Genomic DNA, 17,193 nt, shown 5'->3' on the forward strand with positions numbered 1-17,193 from the left:
GGAACTGTACCCGACGAAGGTTGTAAATCTGCCAAAACTTCCGCGACGGACTGATAGCGACTTTTGGGTTTGGTTTCAACCAAACGGTCTAAAATTTTGCCGAATGAGTCACTGACCGGATTTCCATTCAAATAATCTCGCCAGACCCATTCCACCTCCATCGCATCATACAAATCAAAAGGATTCATCTGAGTCAACAAATGCAAGCAGGTGACACCCAAACTATATAAATCGCTGGTATATTTGGGTTTTCCCACTGCCTGTTCTGGGGCGCAGTATTGCGCCGAACCGATAACCGTTCCGGTGACACTGAGGGACGTGCGCGACATCTGTTTGGCGGCACCGAAATCCACCAAGACTAATTTTTTATCGCTTTTTCGTCTGATGATATTTTCCGGTTTGATGTCCCGGTGAATGACTTTTTCACTGTGGACAAAATCCAAAACCATCAATAAATCTTCTAACAATGACCGAATTTTCTTCTCGGTGAACACGCCATTGTTATCTAATTCTTGTTGCAGCGTTTCCCCGTCGATAAATTCTTGGACTAAATATTGCCGGTTATCGGCTGTGAAATAGGCTAAAAGTTCGGGGATTTGGGGATGTTTGCCCAGTTCTTCCAGGCGCCGCGCCTCCTGGTCGAACAGTTCGGCGGCTTTTTGTAGTGTAGCGGTTCCCTGCGCTTGGGGGAGAAACTGCTTGATGACGCAGGGGGGTTTGGAGGGTTTGAAGTCATCGACGGCGAGGAAGGTGCGTCCGAAGCCACCCTGTCCGAGGATGCGTTGAGCCTGGTAGCGTTCGAGGAGTCGCAGTTTGCCCCCACATTTCTGGCAAAACTGGGAACCGTCGGGGTTGCGGTGGAGACAGTCGGGGTTGAGGCACTGGCTCATGATTCGGGATGGTTATGGTTACTGATACCTGATTTTATTCAATGGTTTCATGGCAAAATCAGGTTATTTTGACGAAATAATCCTCCGTGTCCTGGAGTGCCTCCGTGGTTTTTCAAGTCAAACCGCTTACATATTTCCCCCCTCGCCCAAGATTGGGAGAAGGGTCGGGCGATGCCCTGAGCTGGGTCATTGGGGATGAGGGTCGAATCCAGTGCTGGGTTGTGACACGCTGACGCCGTTGGCGAAACATAACTTAACACGCTAAAACCCTCGAAATCTCGGGGTCGCCTCTCGCCATCCAATATATTTTTGTAAAGTCACCAAATGCACCATCACACAGACTGTTGATAAAAGCAACCTGGGCGGGGACTCCTTTGCGAGATAGCAGTAGGTAAGAAGTTTCCGTGACCACGCACCAAGTTGTAATCAATGGTTCATCAACTTTTTTTAAGGCTCGTTTTGCCGCTTCGTGGTGGGTGTCACGGCGGTCAGCAAGGGCCAACCAAAATCCCGTATCAACGACGATCATGCTTGGCTTGCATTTCAGTTTTTAGGACGGATTTATAATTGCTGGAAAGATCGCTTTCGACAGAGCAACAGCCGATGAAGCCCGATCGCTCTAACTTTTCAAAGGGATGTCGATTTTTTTCTTGTTGTAGCTTTTGTCAATCGCAGCGCCCAGAATGTCGGAAAGCTGTTGTTCTGTTTGTTCTTGAATTGCGGCCAATTGTTCCGCCGTGCGATCGCTCAAATGAGTTTCGATTTTTAACATTTTTATTCGGCGTTTAAAGGTTTGTATTGCCATCAATTTTAAATGAAAAATATCAAAGTGTCAACGGGCATAATGAACGGCTCCGAGATTGGGAGAGGGGTTTGGGATGAGAACCGAATCTTAAGTTTTCTTAAATTAATTGTAAATAAATGAATCCGATCGCAACGAAACATTGCAAGTCATTAATAAAAATTAATTGTCATTCAGTTTCGATCGCCCGCCCCCGAACCCGATCGCACCCTTTCCACCCGGACGAGAATCCGCCCAAACCCCCGCCAGACGGGGACTTTGGCATCAAATGGGTCCGACGCGATCGCCAAAATGTTAAATTAAAAATTTGTGAAGATCGGGTGATCAAACGTCCACCGAGTTGACTTTCGTGATATTAGTTAAAAGTGATTCTCAATATTGCCGTTCGATAGGCTTAATTAACTATGGGTACCGATCGCTCTTCCGCCGATCTCAGCTTCAACCCCTCAGATCGAAACTCAGTTTGGCAAAAATTCACCTACATCGGAAACCACGGCACCGAGAAACGGGCGGGAGAGCCATCTGGAGCCGATCTCGTCGCCGTCGGAAATCCGTCGCACACCAACAGTTTCCCCCTCTCCACCGCCCGGGCGGGCGATCGCCTGCGGATCGTCTCCCTCGACTGCGACGGGGCGAATGCGCGTCTGATGGGGATGGGATTGATGCCCGGTACCGAAATTAATGTCATTAGCTGCACCGGCAATGCCAGCGTCATGGTCGCTTTGAACGATCATCGCCTGGGACTCGGGGCGGACATGGCGCGATGTATCCGAGTCGCCCCCGTCTGGGAGACGCCGCCGGACGCCGCCGAGTCCGAAGAACAACCGATATCCGAACACTCAAAAAGGAAGCGATCGCCAATGAACAGCCAAACCGAAACCCCACGGGTGACACTGCGGGACGCCGCCATCGGTTCCCGGTTGCGGGTCGTGGGCTACGACCCCACCGCCCGGGCCTACAAACGGAAATTGCTGGCGATGGGACTGACGCCCGGAGTCGAATTTACCGTCACCCGCCACGCCCCCCTCGGAGACCCCACCCAGATTCAAGTCCGGGGATTCTATCTGAGTTTGCGAAAAGACGAGGCCGATGCCCTAAAAGTCGCCCCCGCCGAATAGCAGGGCCGTTTCATTCTCCCCTGAGAAATGGTTGGGGAAGCAGAGGAAACAGAGGAAGAAAGGGGGGAATTAATTATTAATTGTTAATTATCAATTATCAATTATCCCCACCGCCCCCGGCAATTTTTAACCGAGAATGAAACGGCTCTGCTTGCCGAATCAATAGAAGCAGATCTTAAGGAGGAACCGGACGTGAGTCAATCCATCCAACTCAACCGCCGACCCGAAACCGAAAAATCCCTCTACGCCATCGCCCTCGTCGGCAACCCCAACTGTGGCAAAACCACCCTGTTCAATGCCCTCACCGGCAGCAGCCAGCGGGTGGGCAACTGGCCGGGGGTGACGGTGGAGCGCAAAGAGGGCAGCTACCGTTACGATAACCAGACGGTGACGGTGATCGACCTGCCGGGGGTCTATTCCCTGGACGTGGAAGACGCCAGCACCGGCCTGGACGAACAGGTGGCGCGGGACTATTTGCTCTCCGGGGAAGCGCAACTGATCGTCAATATCGTCGATGCGTCGAACCTGGAGCGCAACCTGTACCTGACGACGCAACTGCTGGAAATGGGGATGCCGATCGCGATCGCCCTCAACATGATGGACCTGGCGAAAAAGCGGGAAATTGCGATCGAAGCCGAGCAACTCTCCCGCCGCCTGGGGTGCCCCGTCATCCCCATGAGCGCCAGCAGCGGGCGGGGCGTCGATCGCCTCAAAGACGTGGTCGCCGACGCCATCCAATCCCCCCAACTGCCCCAGGCTCAAGTCGCCTATCCCCCCGTCATCGAAGCCGCCCTAGCGGACATTTCCGAAGCTCTCCGGAGGGGCGACACCTCCCCGAGTGACGCCCGCTGGCTCAGTGTCGGCCTGCTGCAATACGACGACAGCCACGCCAACATCGATCGCGACGTACTCGGGCGCATCGCCACCCACCGCCACCGCATCCACCAAACCCTCGGCGACGATATCGATTTATTGATCGCCGACGCCCGCTATAGCTGGATTCACCAGATCTTGCAAGACGTGACAGCCCGCGGCAACGTCATGGGGCAGCACCTGTCCGATCGCATCGATGGCGTCGTGTTAAGCCGCGCCTGGGGCATCCCCATCTTCCTGGCGGTGATGTACCTGATGTTCCTGATCTCCATCAACTTCGGCGGCGCGTTTATCGACTTTTTCGATATCGCCTTCGGCACCATTTTCGTCGGCGGCATCGCCCACGGACTCGAACAGATCGGCGCCTCCGGTTGGCTGATCGGTTTTCTGGCCGACGGGGTGGGCGGCGGTATCCAAACCACCGCCACCTTCATCCCCCAAATCGGCTTGATGTTCATCTGCCTCGCCATTTTAGAGGACTCCGGCTATCTGGCCCGGGCCGCCTTCGTCATGGACCGGTTCATGCGGTTCATGGGGCTCCCCGGCAAATCCTTCGTGCCCATGATGGTCGGTTTCGGGTGCAACATCCCCGGCATCATGGCGACCCGAACCCTGGAAAATCGGCGCGATCGCCTGATGACCGTGCTGATGAACCCCTTCATGTCCTGCGGGGCACGGCTTCCCGTCTACGCCCTATTCTGCGCCGCCTTCTTCCCCCGCAACGGCCAAAATATCGTCTTCATGCTCTACATCATCGGGATTTTCGCCGCCGTCTTCACCGGACTGGTCCTCAAACACACCCTGCTGCAGGGCGAGGCGTCCCCCTTCGTGATGGAACTGCCCCCCTACCACATCCCCACCCCCAAAGGCGTAGCGATCCGGGCCTGGGAACGGTTGCGGGCCTTCATCACCCGGGCCGGTAAAATGATCGTGATCATGGTCGTGATTTTGGGCCTGCTCAGTTCCGTGGGCACCGACGGCTCCTTCGGCAAGCACGACAGCCAGGACAACCTCCTCAGCGCCGTCAGCCGCACCATCACCCCCGCCTTCGCCCCGATGGGCATCACCCAGGACAACTGGCCCGCCACCGTCGGCATCTTCACCGGAGTCTTCGCCAAGGAAGTGATGGTGGGAAGTATGGATGCCCTGTATACGGAACTGGCCAACCAAGAAGCCGGGGCGGATGAAAATCTCGCCGCCGAACCCCCCGAAGCATACAACTTCTGGGGCGGCATGGGAGAAGCGATCGCCTCCATCCCCGCCAATTTGGCAGATTTGGGCAACCAGGTCTTAGATCCCCTCGGATTGGGTATCATGGATAGCGCCGGCGACCAACAGGCCGCGGCAGAAGCCCAAGAAATCAGCTATACCACCTTCGGGCAGATGTACAAGCGCTTCGGTTCCCCCCAAGCCGCGATCGCTTTCCTCCTGTTCGTGCTCCTCTACTTCCCCTGCGTCTCCGCCACCGCCGCCGTCTACCGGGAAACCAACCTGGGTTGGACGATCTTCGTCGGCGCCTGGACCACCGGACTCGGCTACTGGGTAGCAACATTCTACTACCAAGCCACCCGGATCGGTCAAAATCCCGAAGCGGCAACCACCCTCGCCGGACTCTGCCTGGTCATGGCCGCCGTCCTGACCGGCTTGAAAGTGGCCGCCAAACGCCGTCAGATCAATTGATAATTGATAATTATCCAAGTATCAATTTCTGAGAAACCGGGTTTTTAACAGCATCTCAAATTCCTCCGAACCACTCGGATAAAAACCCGGTTTCTAAAACCACACCCCACACCCCACACCCCACCCCCCAAACCATGATACTCACCCAACTCCAAAACCACCTCAAAACCCACCGCCGCGCCTCCCTCGCCGAGCTCGAACACTCCCTAAAAGTCGATGCCGACGCCCTGCGGGGGATGCTCGGTAAACTCATCCAAAAAGGGCGAGTTTGCAAAATTAACGGAAAAGCCTGCGGTGGCTGTCACAGTTGTGCCCCGGAGGCGATCGAATTTTACGAATGGACCGCCCATTAAACCGCCCCCTTCCATAGAACCCCAAGGAGCGAAATCAATGCTTTCCAAAGCAATGACCGACCAACTCAATCACCAGATCAACCTGGAGATGTATTCATCCCATCTCTACCTGCAAATGAGTGCCTGGTGCGCCTACAAAGCCCTCGACGGTTGCGCGTCATTTCTCAGCCAACACGCCGCCGAAGAAATGACCCATATGCACCGCCTCCTCAACTACGTCCAGGAAACCGGAGCCCTCGCCGTCGTGGGCGGCATGGAAGCCCCGCCCACCCAGTTCAACTCCCTCAACGAACTGTTCGAGCAAATTTACGAACACGAGCGGTTTATCACCAGCAAAATCAAAGATCTCGTCCACCTCGCCACCGTCGAACCCGACTATTCCACCCTGCAATTCCTGCAATGGTACGTCGCCGAACAACACCAAGAGGAATTCTTATTCAAAGGAATTCTCGACAAAATCGAACTAATCGGCACCGAAGGCCAGGGCATCTTTTTCATCGATCGCGAAATCGCCACCCTAGCCACCAACCCAGCCAAAGAAACCACATCCATGACCCCCGCCGTATGACCGTCCGACACCGATCGTGATAAATTATTAGAGGAGGTAGAAATAGGATTTTCGAGATGTCCGATCGCCCAGACCGCGCCGCCCTGGAACGGGCCTTAGTGGAAGCCATCAACGACGAATATAAAGCCTGTGCCACCTATGGCAAGATCATCAAAAAATTCGGTCCAATCCGCCCATTTGTCAATATCATCGAATCGGAAAAGCGCCACATAATGGCGCTAATTCCGCTGTTCAAAAGATACGAAATCCCCATTCCCGAAGACGACTGGGAAACCCGGGTGACAGCTCCCGCCTCCGTGCAGGAAGCCTGCGAAGCCGGCGTTCGGGGAGAAATAGAGAATGCCGAAATGTACCGGCGGTTGCTATCTGAAACCCGCAACTATTTCGACGTGCAGACGGTATTCTTAAACTTGCGGCGAGCCTCCCAATTCAACCATCTCACCGCCTTCCGACGCTGTGCCGAACGGGGCGGCACGGCATCCCCACACCGTCAGGGAATGAGAGGTGGCTGCGGTGGCGGCGGCGGCCGGGGTCGCAGACACCGCCGCAGAGGCGGCTGGGGAAACAATTGATCATCGATAATTAATAATTAATTTCTCCACCTCAACCTCCCAAACCAAAATCATCTGCGAAAATCTGCGAAATCTGCGGATTCCTTCATTCAGCAAAAAGGTACATTGACCATGACAGACGCAACAGTAACACCAGAGGTGCAACCTTCGGCCGGTTCGGAACTGGCGCCCCAGTTGGGCAAATTTTTGGACGAATACGATGAAATCGTGACGATTTTGCCGGTGGTCGCCGGATTACTCGTCACCAGCCGCCTGCGACTCCGCGGCGCCCAGGCTTTGCTGGTCAATTTGCTGATGGCGGCGATTATCCGCCAGGTAGTCGGGCAGTTGAAACGGCAGGCCCACGCCACCCCCGCGACGGTTCAAACCGCCGACGCCCCGGCATCCGACAAAAACGGCGCGACCCCCGGCCAACAGGAAGATTACACCATCGTCCATTCCGTCCCGGGGCGGATTCGGCTGCGGATTCCCCGCCTGACGGTGGATGCCCTCTACGCCAAGCGGTTGGAAAAATTGCTCTCGGAGGACAGCCGGGTGAAATACGTCCGCATCAACCGGGCGGCATCATCTTTGGTGATTCAATACGACGGGGCCGGGGTGTCCGAACTGGAGTTGGGCATCTACTTGCTCAACATTTTGGAACAAGCCGAAGCGATCGCATCGGAAACGACATCATGACAGCTTTGAAATCAATGCCGGAGGAGAACTCCGAATTTCCACCCGTCCTTTTATCGTCCGGCGAATGCCAGGTCGTCCACCGCATTCCGGGGCGGACCCGATTTCGCATTCCCTTACTCGGGGAAGATCCAGACTCCACGGCGGCGGTGCGGGAAGTCCTCGAATCCACCCCCGGCGTCACCGACATCCGCATCAATCGAATGTCGCGATCGCTCGTCGTCCGCTACTTTCCGGAATCCTCGGTCGAAGCGCAAATTTGTCGGCGGGTGTCGGACTATTTGCGACAGTTGGCGGGGCGGGACGAAACCGAAACCGACCTTTCGACTGCCGAGGAGACGACTGAAGAAGATGCGGGATCGAATTTGCGCCTGCCGGTTGCTGCCGTTTCCCTGGCGTTGCTGAGTCGGTTTCCTCGACTGGGGGGGCTGCGACTCGTGGCGCGAGTTGCCTTTCTGGCGGCGGCGTTCCCCGTGGCGCGGCGGGCCTTCGAGAGCGTGGTGGTGCGGCGGCGGTTGAATATCGACTGCCTGGATTTTCTGGCCCTGAGTTTGAGCGCGGGGCAGGGCAAGTTAGTCACCCCGGCGATGGTGATCCTGCTGCACGAGTTGGGGGACGCCATCCGGGAGCGGACGGCCCGGGCGACGGAGGTGCAGACGGCGACTTTGATGGACGCGATCGGCCGGTTCGCCTGGGTGAAATACGACCCCGATCGCGAACCGGAACAAATTCCGAGCGATCGCGTCCAAGTCGGAGATACGGTCGTCGTCTATCCCGGCGAACAGATCCCCGTGGACGGCACGGTATTGCAGGGGGAAGCGGTCATCGATCAGCAGAGTTTGACCGGGGAGGCGATGCCCGTCGTCCGCCGTCCGGGGGAATCGGTGCTGGCTTCAACCCTGCTGCGGTCCGGACAGCTTTACCTGCGGGCCGATCGCGTCGGGATGCAGACCCGGGCGGCGTTGAGCATCGAATTATTGCAAAAAGCCCCCGTCCACGACACCCGCATGGCGAACTACGCCGAAAAAGTGGCCGATCGCCTCATCTGGCCGTCTCTATTGCTGGCGGCGATCGTTTTGGGGGCGACCCGCGACCCGGCCCGGGCGGCGGCGATCCTCACCCTCGATTTCGTCACCGGCATCCGGGTTTCCATCCCGACGGCATTTCTCGGCGCCCTCAACCACACCACCCGCCACGGGATTTTGGTCCGCAGCGGACGGACCCTGGAACAGTTGGCGGAAGTGGATACGGTGGTTTTCGACAAAACCGGCACCCTCACCGAAGGAACCATCGCCATTACCGGCGTGACAGTGGTGGAGGGGGGATTGCCCGCCGACGAGATCGCCCGGTTAGCCGCGGCGGCAGAACAGCGACTCACCCATCCGGTGGCCGAGGCGATCGTCGAATACGCCCGAAATCAAGGCCTGACGATTCCCACCCGGGGGGAATGGTTCTACGAAGTGGGTCTGGGGGTGCGGGCCGTCATCGACGAACGAGAAATTTGGGTCGGCAGCGAACGCTTTTTGGAACTCTCCGGCGTGGAGTGGGGCGGCGGTTTGCCCGAGTTGGACGGGGAATCCCAATCGTTGATTTATGTCGCCTGCGATCGCAAATTCCAGGGCGTGATCCGATATACCGACCCCCTGCGGCCCGAGAGCGATCGCCTGATCCGCGCCCTGCAAGAATCCTACGGCATCGAGGTGCACCTGCTCACCGGGGACAACCCCCAGCGAGCCGCCCAGGTCGCCCAGAAACTCAGCATCCCCACCTCCCGCGTCTACGCCGAAGCCTTCCCCGACGAAAAGGCCCGCATCGTCCGCAACCTGCACCGGGCCGGACGCACCGTCGCCTTTGCCGGGGACGGCCTCAACGATTCCGTCGCCCTCGCCTACGCGGATGTTTCCATCTCCTTCGAGCGGGGTTCGGATATCGCCCGGGAGACGGCGGACGTGGTGTTGATGAACAACAACTTATTGGACTTGTTGGAAGCAATTTCCATTTCCCGCCAAACCCGCAACCTGATCGACCAAAACATCGCCCTCGTCGTCGTCCCCAACCTCGCCGCCCTGGGGTTGGCTTCTACCATCGGCCTCAACCCCCTGGTGGCAACGGCCGTCCACAACGGATCGGCGATCGCGGCGGGGGCGAACAGCCTGCGGCCCCTGGTCGAACACCAGTTGGATTGGCGGAATTCCGGCTGACCGGATTTTCGGATTTGTCCGTCAAATTGTTGCCAATGCTTCTCATTTGACGGGCAATTCCTGCTACGCTGGGAATCAGTAGAACTGTTATCTCCAACGTCCTATGTCTCTCGTTCACTTGGAAAAATCGGTACTGACCTTCCACTTCCGAGAAATGCTCGAAGGCGGACACGGCAATCACCCCCTCGTCTGGGTGGGGTTGGGCGTCCTGGTTTTGGGACCGAAACTGCTGCCGAGTCTCAGCCAAACATCTCAACCCGCCACCCCGGTCAAAAAAGTATTGCCCCCGTCCCGCCGAACCGAAGTTCCCCTGTCCCAGTGGGTCGCCGAGGCGAAGCGGCGGGAGATGTCCGCCGCCGCCTCTTCCCGCGTCGTCGATGCGGAGGTTCGTCCCCTGTCGATGTTGAATTGATCCGATTATTTTTCTGACAAAGCGATCGCGCGTTGACAAATTGAGGAAGCCTCAATTTCAAGGGAGTTTGAGTTTTTCCGACTCCCTAATACCGACTCCCGACTCCCGCGCGAAGCGCCATCAAAGCGTTGCCGTCTGAATCCGTCCCTCTGTTCCCAAAAAAGTTCAGCCGGCAACGTCAGTTTGACTTAATCCTCCGATGTCGAGGATTTTGCAGCGGAAAGGGCTGGAGTTTGGGCGACTTTTTGCTGCAGGCTTTCGGCCTGGGCTTCGGCTTTCGCCTCCGCGACGATATCCGCCATCACTTCACCCGTCTCGGCCAGTGCAACTTTGGTCTTTTCCAACAGTGTCACGCCGGATTTTAGCGTCGATTTGAGGACGGGTTTCACCAGGGGTAAAACCACCGGCGTCAGGGCAACCGCAGCCACTCCGACGACGATCGCCCTCGTATTCGGGTTGGCTGTCAGCTCGGCGATCCGCTGCCGCAATCCAGTTGCCCCCTGATAGTTGTATTGTTCCATCATTTTCGTTCCTCTTCTATGCCGGGATGCCAATGGCATGACATCCCACATTTATTTTACTCTATATCGGTGCGATCGGGGATATTTTTTTTGGCTTCCGTTATTGATAAAAATTAAGGATTGCCATCGCTTCAAACTGCCAAAAAATGAGGCGAAAGTCATCAATTGGAACGTCCTGTTGCCGGGGGAAAAGTGACGCGATCGCTTGACCGTTTCATCACTTCCCGGGTGGCATAGATGGCACTGACCAGAATCTCGGCGGCGCGATCGATTTCGGATTCGGTGGTAAACTTGCCGACACCAATTCGCAGCGCACCTTCGATCGCATTTTGGGGCAAACCGATCGCCCGCAAAACGTGGGATGGCGCTTCGACTCCGGAAGAACAAGCCGCCCCCGTGGAAATGGCGAGGCGATCGCGCACTCGGGCGATAATCGCACTGTTGGGAACGTCGGGAATGGAAACGTGCAGGTTTCCCGCCAGTCGATTATTAATATCTCCATTAATCACTAAATCGGGGATTTTTTCAAGTAGAAAATTCTGCAATTTATCCCGCAATTTAGCAATCCTTATCTCATCTTCCGCCATCTCCGCACCCCGCAGGCGGCAGGCTTCCCCCAACCCGACAATTCCCGGCACGTTCAGGGTTCCGGGACGGATTCCCCCCTGGTGTCCGCCACCGAATCGAATCGGTTGCAAGTGATAACCTTTTCGCATCACCAACGCGCCGACTCCTTTCGGGCCGTAGAGTTTATGACCGGAAATCGCCAGATAGGTGATGCCGGATTCCTCGAAATCGACGGGGATTTTTCCGACGGCTTGGGACCCGTCGCAGAAAAAGGGAATGTCGTGGGTTCGGGCGATTTTGCCGATATCCGCGATCGGATATATCGTCCCAATTTCGTTATTTGCCGCCATCACGCACAGGAGGGAAATGCGATCGGCACAAACTTTTTCTATTTCTTCTAAGTTCAGTCTCCCCCGGGAATCAACCCGCAAAAATATCAACTCTGCCATTCCTTTTTTTTCTAAAGCCTGACAGGTATCTAAAACGGCTTTATGTTCCACCGGAGAAAGGGCGATTCGCGGTTTTTTGGGATTGAGAGATTCAGCCAAAATACTCCCTTGAATTGCCAAATTTATGCTTTCAGTCGCGCCGGATGTGAAGGTGATTTCTTTCCGGGAGGCGCCGATTAATTCCGCCACTTGAATCGCGGCTTTGGATACGGCTTTTTTGGCGCGATCGCCCCAAATATGATCGACACTGTTGGCATTCCCAAATTCTACCGTCATGTAATGCAGCATCAGTTCCGCTACCCGGCGATCGCTTGGGGTGGTGGCGTGGCAGTCGAGATAGATGGGGGAAGATTCGGTCATTCTCTTTATCCCACGGCAAACTCCGTATAACGTCGCACTTCCGGCGGATGAAACCCCAAAACAATCTGATGTTTTGGAATTCCAGCCCTCACCAAATCATCCGCTATTCCATCCTCCAAACCGTCCTCATGAATCCAAACCTTATCCCCCACAATTTCCAAGTGAACGATACAGCCATGTACGCGCTTTCCATTCACCTCTCCCACGGTCAACAAAACATAATTTTTGCGATCTTCCCCGATCGCCAGCTTTCGTTCTAAATGGCCGTGAGCATAGGGCAATCGTGCATATTCCTTCAAAATCGGAGCGATGATTTGATAATAATGATCTAAGATATCCATTGACAGATCGCCTCCTTTTTTTCGTCAAAGACAATCAAACTTAACCGCTTATTTCTCAACAAAACCTCGCCAATTGGCTCTTCAAAAATGTCTTCAAAAACATCCTTTTTTATCGCCAGATACAGCGACCGTTCTGGCTCGATATCTTGCATGATATCATAATATAACACATATTGCCCCAAGGCATTCTCCACTACTGTCATGTAATGCAGCATCAATTCCGCCACCCGGCGATCGCTCGGGGTGGTGGCGTGGCAGTCGAGATAGATGGGGGGAGATTCAGTCATCGGATAGGAATTTATCGAGCTTGTTGATAGAGAGAACGGGCAAAATTTAAAAGTTCTGTTTGTTTTTCTTCGGGAAGTCGTTCGAGTAACAATGAAACTTTATCGGTGGTGGTCAACCATTGTTTTGTTTTGGCTTGCCAAACGACAATAAATTGCTGTATATCAAGCGGACAGAGAGCTTTCATTTCTCCCTGTTCGTCGGAAAATTCAACCTCAAAATGGGTGGCATCCAAACATTCAACGATCGCACCTCGATCGCCGATGGATAACTGATATTCTGGCAAGTTCGAGAGGAGTTCTACAATATCAAAGAGTTCGGGTTTCATCATGATCGCTTTTTAATAAAAAGAGTAATCAGTCGAGCTTGTTTGGAATTTTCGGGAATTAACCAACCTGTCCGCACCGTTTCGATTTGGGCGGTTTCGATTCCTTGAATTTCGAGATCGATTTGGTATCTTGTACCGTACTGGTCTTGATTTTGGGGGATCGCTTCGGCATCGAGAACTTTCTGATGAATTTGGTCAAGTAATAATTGATAGTTGTCTATTGTATAGCCTAAATATTTGGCAAACATCAAGGCTTTATTTTTGCCTTTTGGGTTGTCTGGGTTAAGAGCATAATCGGTGAGTTTACGACGCTCAATCAGGATTTCATCGACCAGTTCTCTGAGTTTCATGGCTCATTCGAGGATGTGGGAGACTTTAACATCGAGTAAATATTTTACGTTCATGAACGACTTACTTCATTACCTCGTGTTCTGCTTTTAATTTCAATAACCGACTCACGGATGACGGCGGATTTTCATCTTGTTGACGTTCGGACTGTAGGCAATATTCCAACCAGTTGCCTATGTATCGGCTGACTTCTTCCCGATTGTGGAGATAATATAAAATTGTGGCGTACACTTGCTCCAAAGTGAGGCATGGGTAGGCGATCGCAATTTCCTCGGCGGTGCGACGGCGATAGATGTACTCATACAGAATCGTTTCGATACCGATTCGCGTGTTTTTGATCCGAATATCGTTGGGTGCGATCGCATCAAAATAATCGATAATTTTCATGGTCTTTCCGTTCTGTTTCTTGCTATTGTAGCTTAAAGGCTAACTTGGATTAAAGTTTTCATCAGCCATAAATTTTAGCATCAGCGATCGCGACCCCGACGAGCCAACAAGCGATCGCGCACCCCTTCGGGATCGAATCGACGCTGGTTTTGCCGGCGAATTTCCTCGGCGCGATGTTTTCGTTGCTGCAAATAGTTTTCCACGTCCTCCTGTCGTCGCAAGTAAAACGCGATCGTCGCATAGATGTCGGCGAGTTGTAAAGACGGATATTGAGATGCAATTTCCTCGGCCGTTGCCCCTTGATTAAAAGCGGCAACAACGGTATCTAAAGTGACTCGCGTTCCGCCAACGCGCACCACTCCATCGGGATGGAATTCTAAAGGGACGGGTTCGAGGGGAATTGAAAATGTCATGGGTTTCTCCTTGGTTATGGATTCTCTCCATTATAATAACTGAGCCTCCCTCAATACCTGCTGCCGAATCAAAGGACTCAACCCCGCTTCCGTCACGATATCCACCCGACATCCCAACAAATCCTGTAAGTCCATCAACAAATTGAATCAATAATCTCTTGAAAATTCATGATTAACTTCCCTCAACTCAGGATATCTATAAAAATAGCATATCCGCGATCGCGATCGCCTCAAATTGGGTCGGTGCTGCTGGCGTTGCCTATGTAATGCAACATCGATCGCTTGCGGTGGTGGCGTGGCAGTCGAGATAGATGGGGGGATATTCGGTCATCGGAAATTAAGACAGATACACCCAATCCTGAGAAAAACCCTGATTTTTTGCCAATCCTAACAGAGGGCCGATCGCCGATTCATAGGCATTCATCAAGCGATCGCGATCGAGTAAGTCTTCTGTTGATAAATTGAGATCGCTGATAAATGGTTCGATTTGTTTCTCCCACTTTTTCTGAGCCAGTAAATCGTGGGAAGTCACCAAACCCAAATGCTGAAGATAAACGAATTGATAGAAATATCGGGACGATGGCAAATTGTTAGACTTGGCAGAATTGACTTCTGGGACTACCGGAACTAAATTCCATAATTGATCGTGGGCGACAAATGACCAGGGCAAATAATGATCCAAGCTGAATCGAGAATAATCTAAGATCTCCCCGGAATAAATGCAGCGAGTTTCGGGATGCTGATTTAAGGTTAATTTCCAATATTGTGTTTGTTTTGATAGGGGTTGCCGCTTGGAGGGCATAAATAATTTATTCACCAAAGCGGGGGTGTTGGGGTTGCGTTTTTGCATATATCCCAACCACTCCCAAGCCGCCCAAGCCCGAACGATCACATAATTTTTTTCTAAATATTCCGCCCAACTGGGATGGATGATAATCGCCTGACAATGTTGCTTTTCTCTAGAATCAAAACAATACAGCGGTTTTTTGGAATTAAAATACTGCCCCGCCAATCCCGGCATCGCCAATTCCAATTCGTTACCCCGACCCCGGCTTACTCCCGCCGCTTTGATTTCTTGTTCTAGGAAAGGTGCAATTAACCGAAATGGAACATATCGAGAAAAATGAGATATAATATCTTTTAAATTTTGGGCAGAAATCGCTTTTCTGAGCAGTCTTTTATCGGTGTCGGTAAATTTGAGGATCGGTTCGGAAATTTCTAATTTTAAGGAATCCAGTTTTTTTGCGATTTGATCCTGCGTCCCGAAAGACAATTTAAAGTAAGTGTGGGGATACCAGGCATTCGCCAACATTTCGACGATGATCTCTTCAAAGCTGATTGACGATAAAACCTCAAACTCTCTGCGTCTCAAAATATCCAGCAGAGACAGGAAGAACAGATATTTATAAGAATTTGTCGTATCTGCGAACAGTCCGGAGAGTGCCGCCACATCCACATCTTCAGACGGGGGCAGTTCGGCGGGTTGTTCCACGGGTGCGATTTTTTCCAAAGCCATCCAGTCCCCCAAATACAGCCTGACAAATTGCCGAGAGGCATCTGGGTTGATGCCTTCGAGGGCTTGGGCGATATCCACAACGGTTTCGGCTGTGGGATCGACCTGGCCGTGAAACCATCGGTTAACCACGGTGCGTTTGGCGTCTAATGCGATCGCCAGTTGGTTTTGACTGATCCCGCAGTCTTCTAACGTCTGTCTGAGTGCGTCGCCTGCTTTGCCCATGTTCTCTATGTTGCCAGAGAAGCCGGGAACCGTAAATGTAAACATTTATGTATACACATTTACTCGAAATTTGTTAACATATATGATAACATCCCGTTGAGATTTCATCAGCCTATGTCATACCGAGATAGCCTGTATACCTGGTCAGTGGTGCGTTTGCTGCCCGATATGCGTCGGATCACCGTCGGGCGATTCTGGAAGCGATCGGATGCTGACGGACATCTGGGACTTCTGCGACGGTTGATCCCCTGGGGTCGGTTCGTGGTGGTTTTCGATCCCCCGCCTGACTTGACACGCAAAGCCGATCAATGATTGATTTTTATTCCCAGTCCCTTCGGCTGGGAATGTTATGATTTTTATGAAATGCTTGAAAAAGCGATTTTTTACCAAATAATCGCTGCTTTTTGAGTCGCAAAATCATATAAATATGACATTTTAATTTATACTGAAGACTCGAAAACTTACAAATGACACGCCAAACAGGGTTCGTCCTCATCTTCTTCATCTAAGACGGAAGATAGCACGTCCGCTAGAGGTCGATTCGGAGGCGATTTTTTGGCTTCCTTTTCCATTGATTTTTGATGATTTTCGATAATTTCCTCCTTCCGTTCGAGGAGTTCGAGCAGCGTTTCCCCGTCCGTCCAGGTGTAATTCCTGCCGTCCCGGTGATTTTGCTCGTATTCAACCGCCTGGGCAAACAGGTCGGGATGTTCCTCCGCCAGCTTCACCCATTCGTATTTTCGCTGAAAAAAGCAGAAAAAGCAACCGGAGCGACTGCGCCACCGATAATAGTCGGGGAGTCCGATGCCACTCTCCTCCAGCAATCCCATGATGTCGGATTTGACCAAACCCCGCTCCTTAAACGGATAGACGGGGCGGATGTTCGGCTTGGTGGAGATATAGCCGTTTCGGTTTTCGTCGGCTCGGATGCCGATATAGCTGATCGTTTCGTCGTCTCCGATGAATTCCTCCAAGGGCTTGATTTTCATCATCACGGTACACCAGCGCTTTTGGGGGGAGGGGAGCAACCCGTCATGAACGTCGAGCCAGTGATCGAACCCTCGCTTGGCGCTGAGATAGTGGATCGTAATCCCCAAGCGGGCTTTGATGCGATCGAGATATTCGTAAGTCTCCGGCAACTCCTTGTGAGTGTCGCAGAAGAAATATTCCATCTGCGGCACTTCTTTATGAAGGAGGATGGCAAGTGCAGTGCTGTCCTTGCCACCGGATAACCCGAGGATATGTCGGACGGGTTTGTTACTCATATCTTATAATTTTCCCACATTTCGCGCTGCTCACCCTAGTCTAGCAA

The 17,193-nt window shown here is 53.1% G+C and carries 22 protein-coding genes; 9 read left to right on the forward strand and 13 right to left on the reverse strand.

All coding sequences use genetic code 11. From position 1 onward, the window contains the following. The 3 genes from AC0QHF_RS12775 to AC0QHF_RS12785 form a co-directional block, all read right to left on the reverse strand. On the reverse strand, positions 1–890 hold an 890-nt coding region (locus AC0QHF_RS12775), incomplete at its 3' end, for a serine/threonine-protein kinase (RefSeq protein ID WP_324704601.1). 253 nt (positions 891–1,143) lie between these two features. Further along, entirely contained in the window at positions 1,144–1,419 is a 276-nt protein-coding gene (locus AC0QHF_RS12780; RefSeq protein ID WP_324704602.1) for a type II toxin-antitoxin system VapC family toxin, read from the reverse strand. Positions 1,420–1,509: 90 nt separating this feature from the next. Next, on the reverse strand, positions 1,510–1,662 hold the full coding sequence (locus tag AC0QHF_RS12785; protein ID WP_324704603.1) for a hypothetical protein: 153 nt from the start codon (positions 1,660–1,662) through the stop codon (positions 1,510–1,512). A gap of 434 nt (positions 1,663–2,096) precedes the next feature. Here AC0QHF_RS12785 and AC0QHF_RS12790 point away from each other — a divergent pair, with 434 nt between their 5' ends. The 8 genes from AC0QHF_RS12790 (at position 2,097) to AC0QHF_RS12825 (ending at position 10,144) form a co-directional block, all read left to right on the forward strand. Then, entirely contained in the window at positions 2,097–2,810 is a 714-nt protein-coding gene (locus AC0QHF_RS12790) for a FeoA family protein (RefSeq protein WP_324704604.1), read from the forward strand. 204 nt (positions 2,811–3,014) lie between these two features. After that, complete coding sequence (gene feoB, locus AC0QHF_RS12795; protein ID WP_324704644.1) at positions 3,015–5,363, forward strand: Fe(2+) transporter permease subunit FeoB; 2,349 nt, start codon at positions 3,015–3,017, stop codon at positions 5,361–5,363. Positions 5,364–5,497: 134 nt separating this feature from the next. After that, entirely contained in the window at positions 5,498–5,716 is a 219-nt protein-coding gene (locus AC0QHF_RS12800; protein ID WP_324704605.1) for a FeoC-like transcriptional regulator, read from the forward strand. 37 nt (positions 5,717–5,753) lie between these two features. Beyond that, a complete protein-coding gene (gene ftnA, locus AC0QHF_RS12805; RefSeq protein ID WP_324704606.1) occupies positions 5,754–6,284 on the forward strand; it encodes a non-heme ferritin in 531 nt (176 codons plus the stop codon). Between the two features lie 56 nt (positions 6,285–6,340). Further along, complete coding sequence (locus AC0QHF_RS12810) at positions 6,341–6,856, forward strand: ferritin-like domain-containing protein (RefSeq protein WP_324704607.1); 516 nt, start codon at positions 6,341–6,343, stop codon at positions 6,854–6,856. 111 nt (positions 6,857–6,967) lie between these two features. Beyond that, the gene (locus tag AC0QHF_RS12815) at positions 6,968–7,534 is read left to right on the forward strand and encodes an HMA2 domain-containing protein (RefSeq protein WP_324704608.1); all 567 of its coding nucleotides are present in this window, start codon (positions 6,968–6,970) and stop codon (positions 7,532–7,534) included. Beyond that, the gene (locus AC0QHF_RS12820) at positions 7,531–9,732 is read left to right on the forward strand and encodes a heavy metal translocating P-type ATPase (protein ID WP_324704609.1); all 2,202 of its coding nucleotides are present in this window, start codon (positions 7,531–7,533) and stop codon (positions 9,730–9,732) included. The genes AC0QHF_RS12815 and AC0QHF_RS12820 overlap by 4 nt, the downstream gene beginning before the upstream one ends. Positions 9,733–9,835: 103 nt before the next feature. Continuing rightward, positions 9,836–10,144, forward strand: a complete 309-nt coding sequence (locus AC0QHF_RS12825; protein ID WP_324704610.1) for a hypothetical protein — start codon at positions 9,836–9,838, stop codon at positions 10,142–10,144. Positions 10,145–10,332: 188 nt separating this feature from the next. Here AC0QHF_RS12825 and AC0QHF_RS12830 read toward each other — a convergent pair whose 3' ends face one another. The 9 genes from AC0QHF_RS12830 to AC0QHF_RS12870 form a co-directional block, all read right to left on the reverse strand. Beyond that, a complete protein-coding gene (locus tag AC0QHF_RS12830; RefSeq protein WP_324704611.1) occupies positions 10,333–10,668 on the reverse strand; it encodes a DUF5132 domain-containing protein in 336 nt (111 codons plus the stop codon). Positions 10,669–10,826: 158 nt separating this feature from the next. Continuing rightward, entirely contained in the window at positions 10,827–12,041 is a 1,215-nt protein-coding gene (locus AC0QHF_RS12835; RefSeq protein ID WP_324704612.1) for a cysteine desulfurase family protein, read from the reverse strand. Between the two features lie 5 nt (positions 12,042–12,046). Continuing rightward, positions 12,047–12,382: a XisI protein gene (locus tag AC0QHF_RS12840; protein WP_324704613.1), complete on the reverse strand. Its 336-nt coding sequence runs from the start codon at positions 12,380–12,382 to the stop codon at positions 12,047–12,049. Next, positions 12,370–12,669 (reverse strand): element excision factor XisH family protein, encoded by a 300-nt coding sequence (locus AC0QHF_RS12845; protein ID WP_324704614.1) that lies wholly within the window; start codon positions 12,667–12,669, stop codon positions 12,370–12,372. The genes AC0QHF_RS12840 and AC0QHF_RS12845 overlap by 13 nt, the downstream gene beginning before the upstream one ends. Positions 12,670–12,680: 11 nt before the next feature. Further along, positions 12,681–12,998 carry a DUF4926 domain-containing protein gene (locus tag AC0QHF_RS12850; RefSeq protein WP_324704615.1) on the reverse strand — a complete coding sequence of 106 codons (318 nt, stop codon included), beginning with the start codon at positions 12,996–12,998 and terminating at the stop codon, positions 12,681–12,683. Next, entirely contained in the window at positions 12,995–13,345 is a 351-nt protein-coding gene (locus tag AC0QHF_RS12855) for a DUF6883 domain-containing protein (protein ID WP_324704616.1), read from the reverse strand. Before AC0QHF_RS12855 ends, AC0QHF_RS12850 begins: the two co-directional genes overlap by 4 nt. Before the next feature lie 61 nt (positions 13,346–13,406). Further along, on the reverse strand, positions 13,407–13,730 hold the full coding sequence (locus AC0QHF_RS12860; protein ID WP_324704617.1) for a DUF433 domain-containing protein: 324 nt from the start codon (positions 13,728–13,730) through the stop codon (positions 13,407–13,409). An 80-nt stretch (positions 13,731–13,810) separates the two neighbouring features. After that, positions 13,811–14,143, reverse strand: a complete 333-nt coding sequence (locus AC0QHF_RS12865; RefSeq protein ID WP_324704618.1) for a DUF433 domain-containing protein — start codon at positions 14,141–14,143, stop codon at positions 13,811–13,813. Between the two features lie 337 nt (positions 14,144–14,480). Next, positions 14,481–15,881, reverse strand: coding sequence for an HNH endonuclease domain-containing protein (locus AC0QHF_RS12870; protein ID WP_324704619.1), 1,401 nt, complete (start codon positions 15,879–15,881; stop codon positions 14,481–14,483). A 114-nt stretch (positions 15,882–15,995) separates the two neighbouring features. Between AC0QHF_RS12870 and AC0QHF_RS12875 the strand changes: the two genes are divergently transcribed. Then, positions 15,996–16,193: a hypothetical protein gene (locus AC0QHF_RS12875; RefSeq protein ID WP_324704620.1), complete on the forward strand. Its 198-nt coding sequence runs from the start codon at positions 15,996–15,998 to the stop codon at positions 16,191–16,193. 149 nt (positions 16,194–16,342) lie between these two features. Here AC0QHF_RS12875 and AC0QHF_RS12880 read toward each other — a convergent pair whose 3' ends face one another. Beyond that, complete coding sequence (locus tag AC0QHF_RS12880) at positions 16,343–17,146, reverse strand: phosphoadenosine phosphosulfate reductase family protein (RefSeq protein ID WP_324704621.1); 804 nt, start codon at positions 17,144–17,146, stop codon at positions 16,343–16,345. Between the last annotated feature and the right edge of the window lie 47 nt (positions 17,147–17,193).

This window comes from Lyngbya sp. CCY1209 (assembly GCF_055795065.1).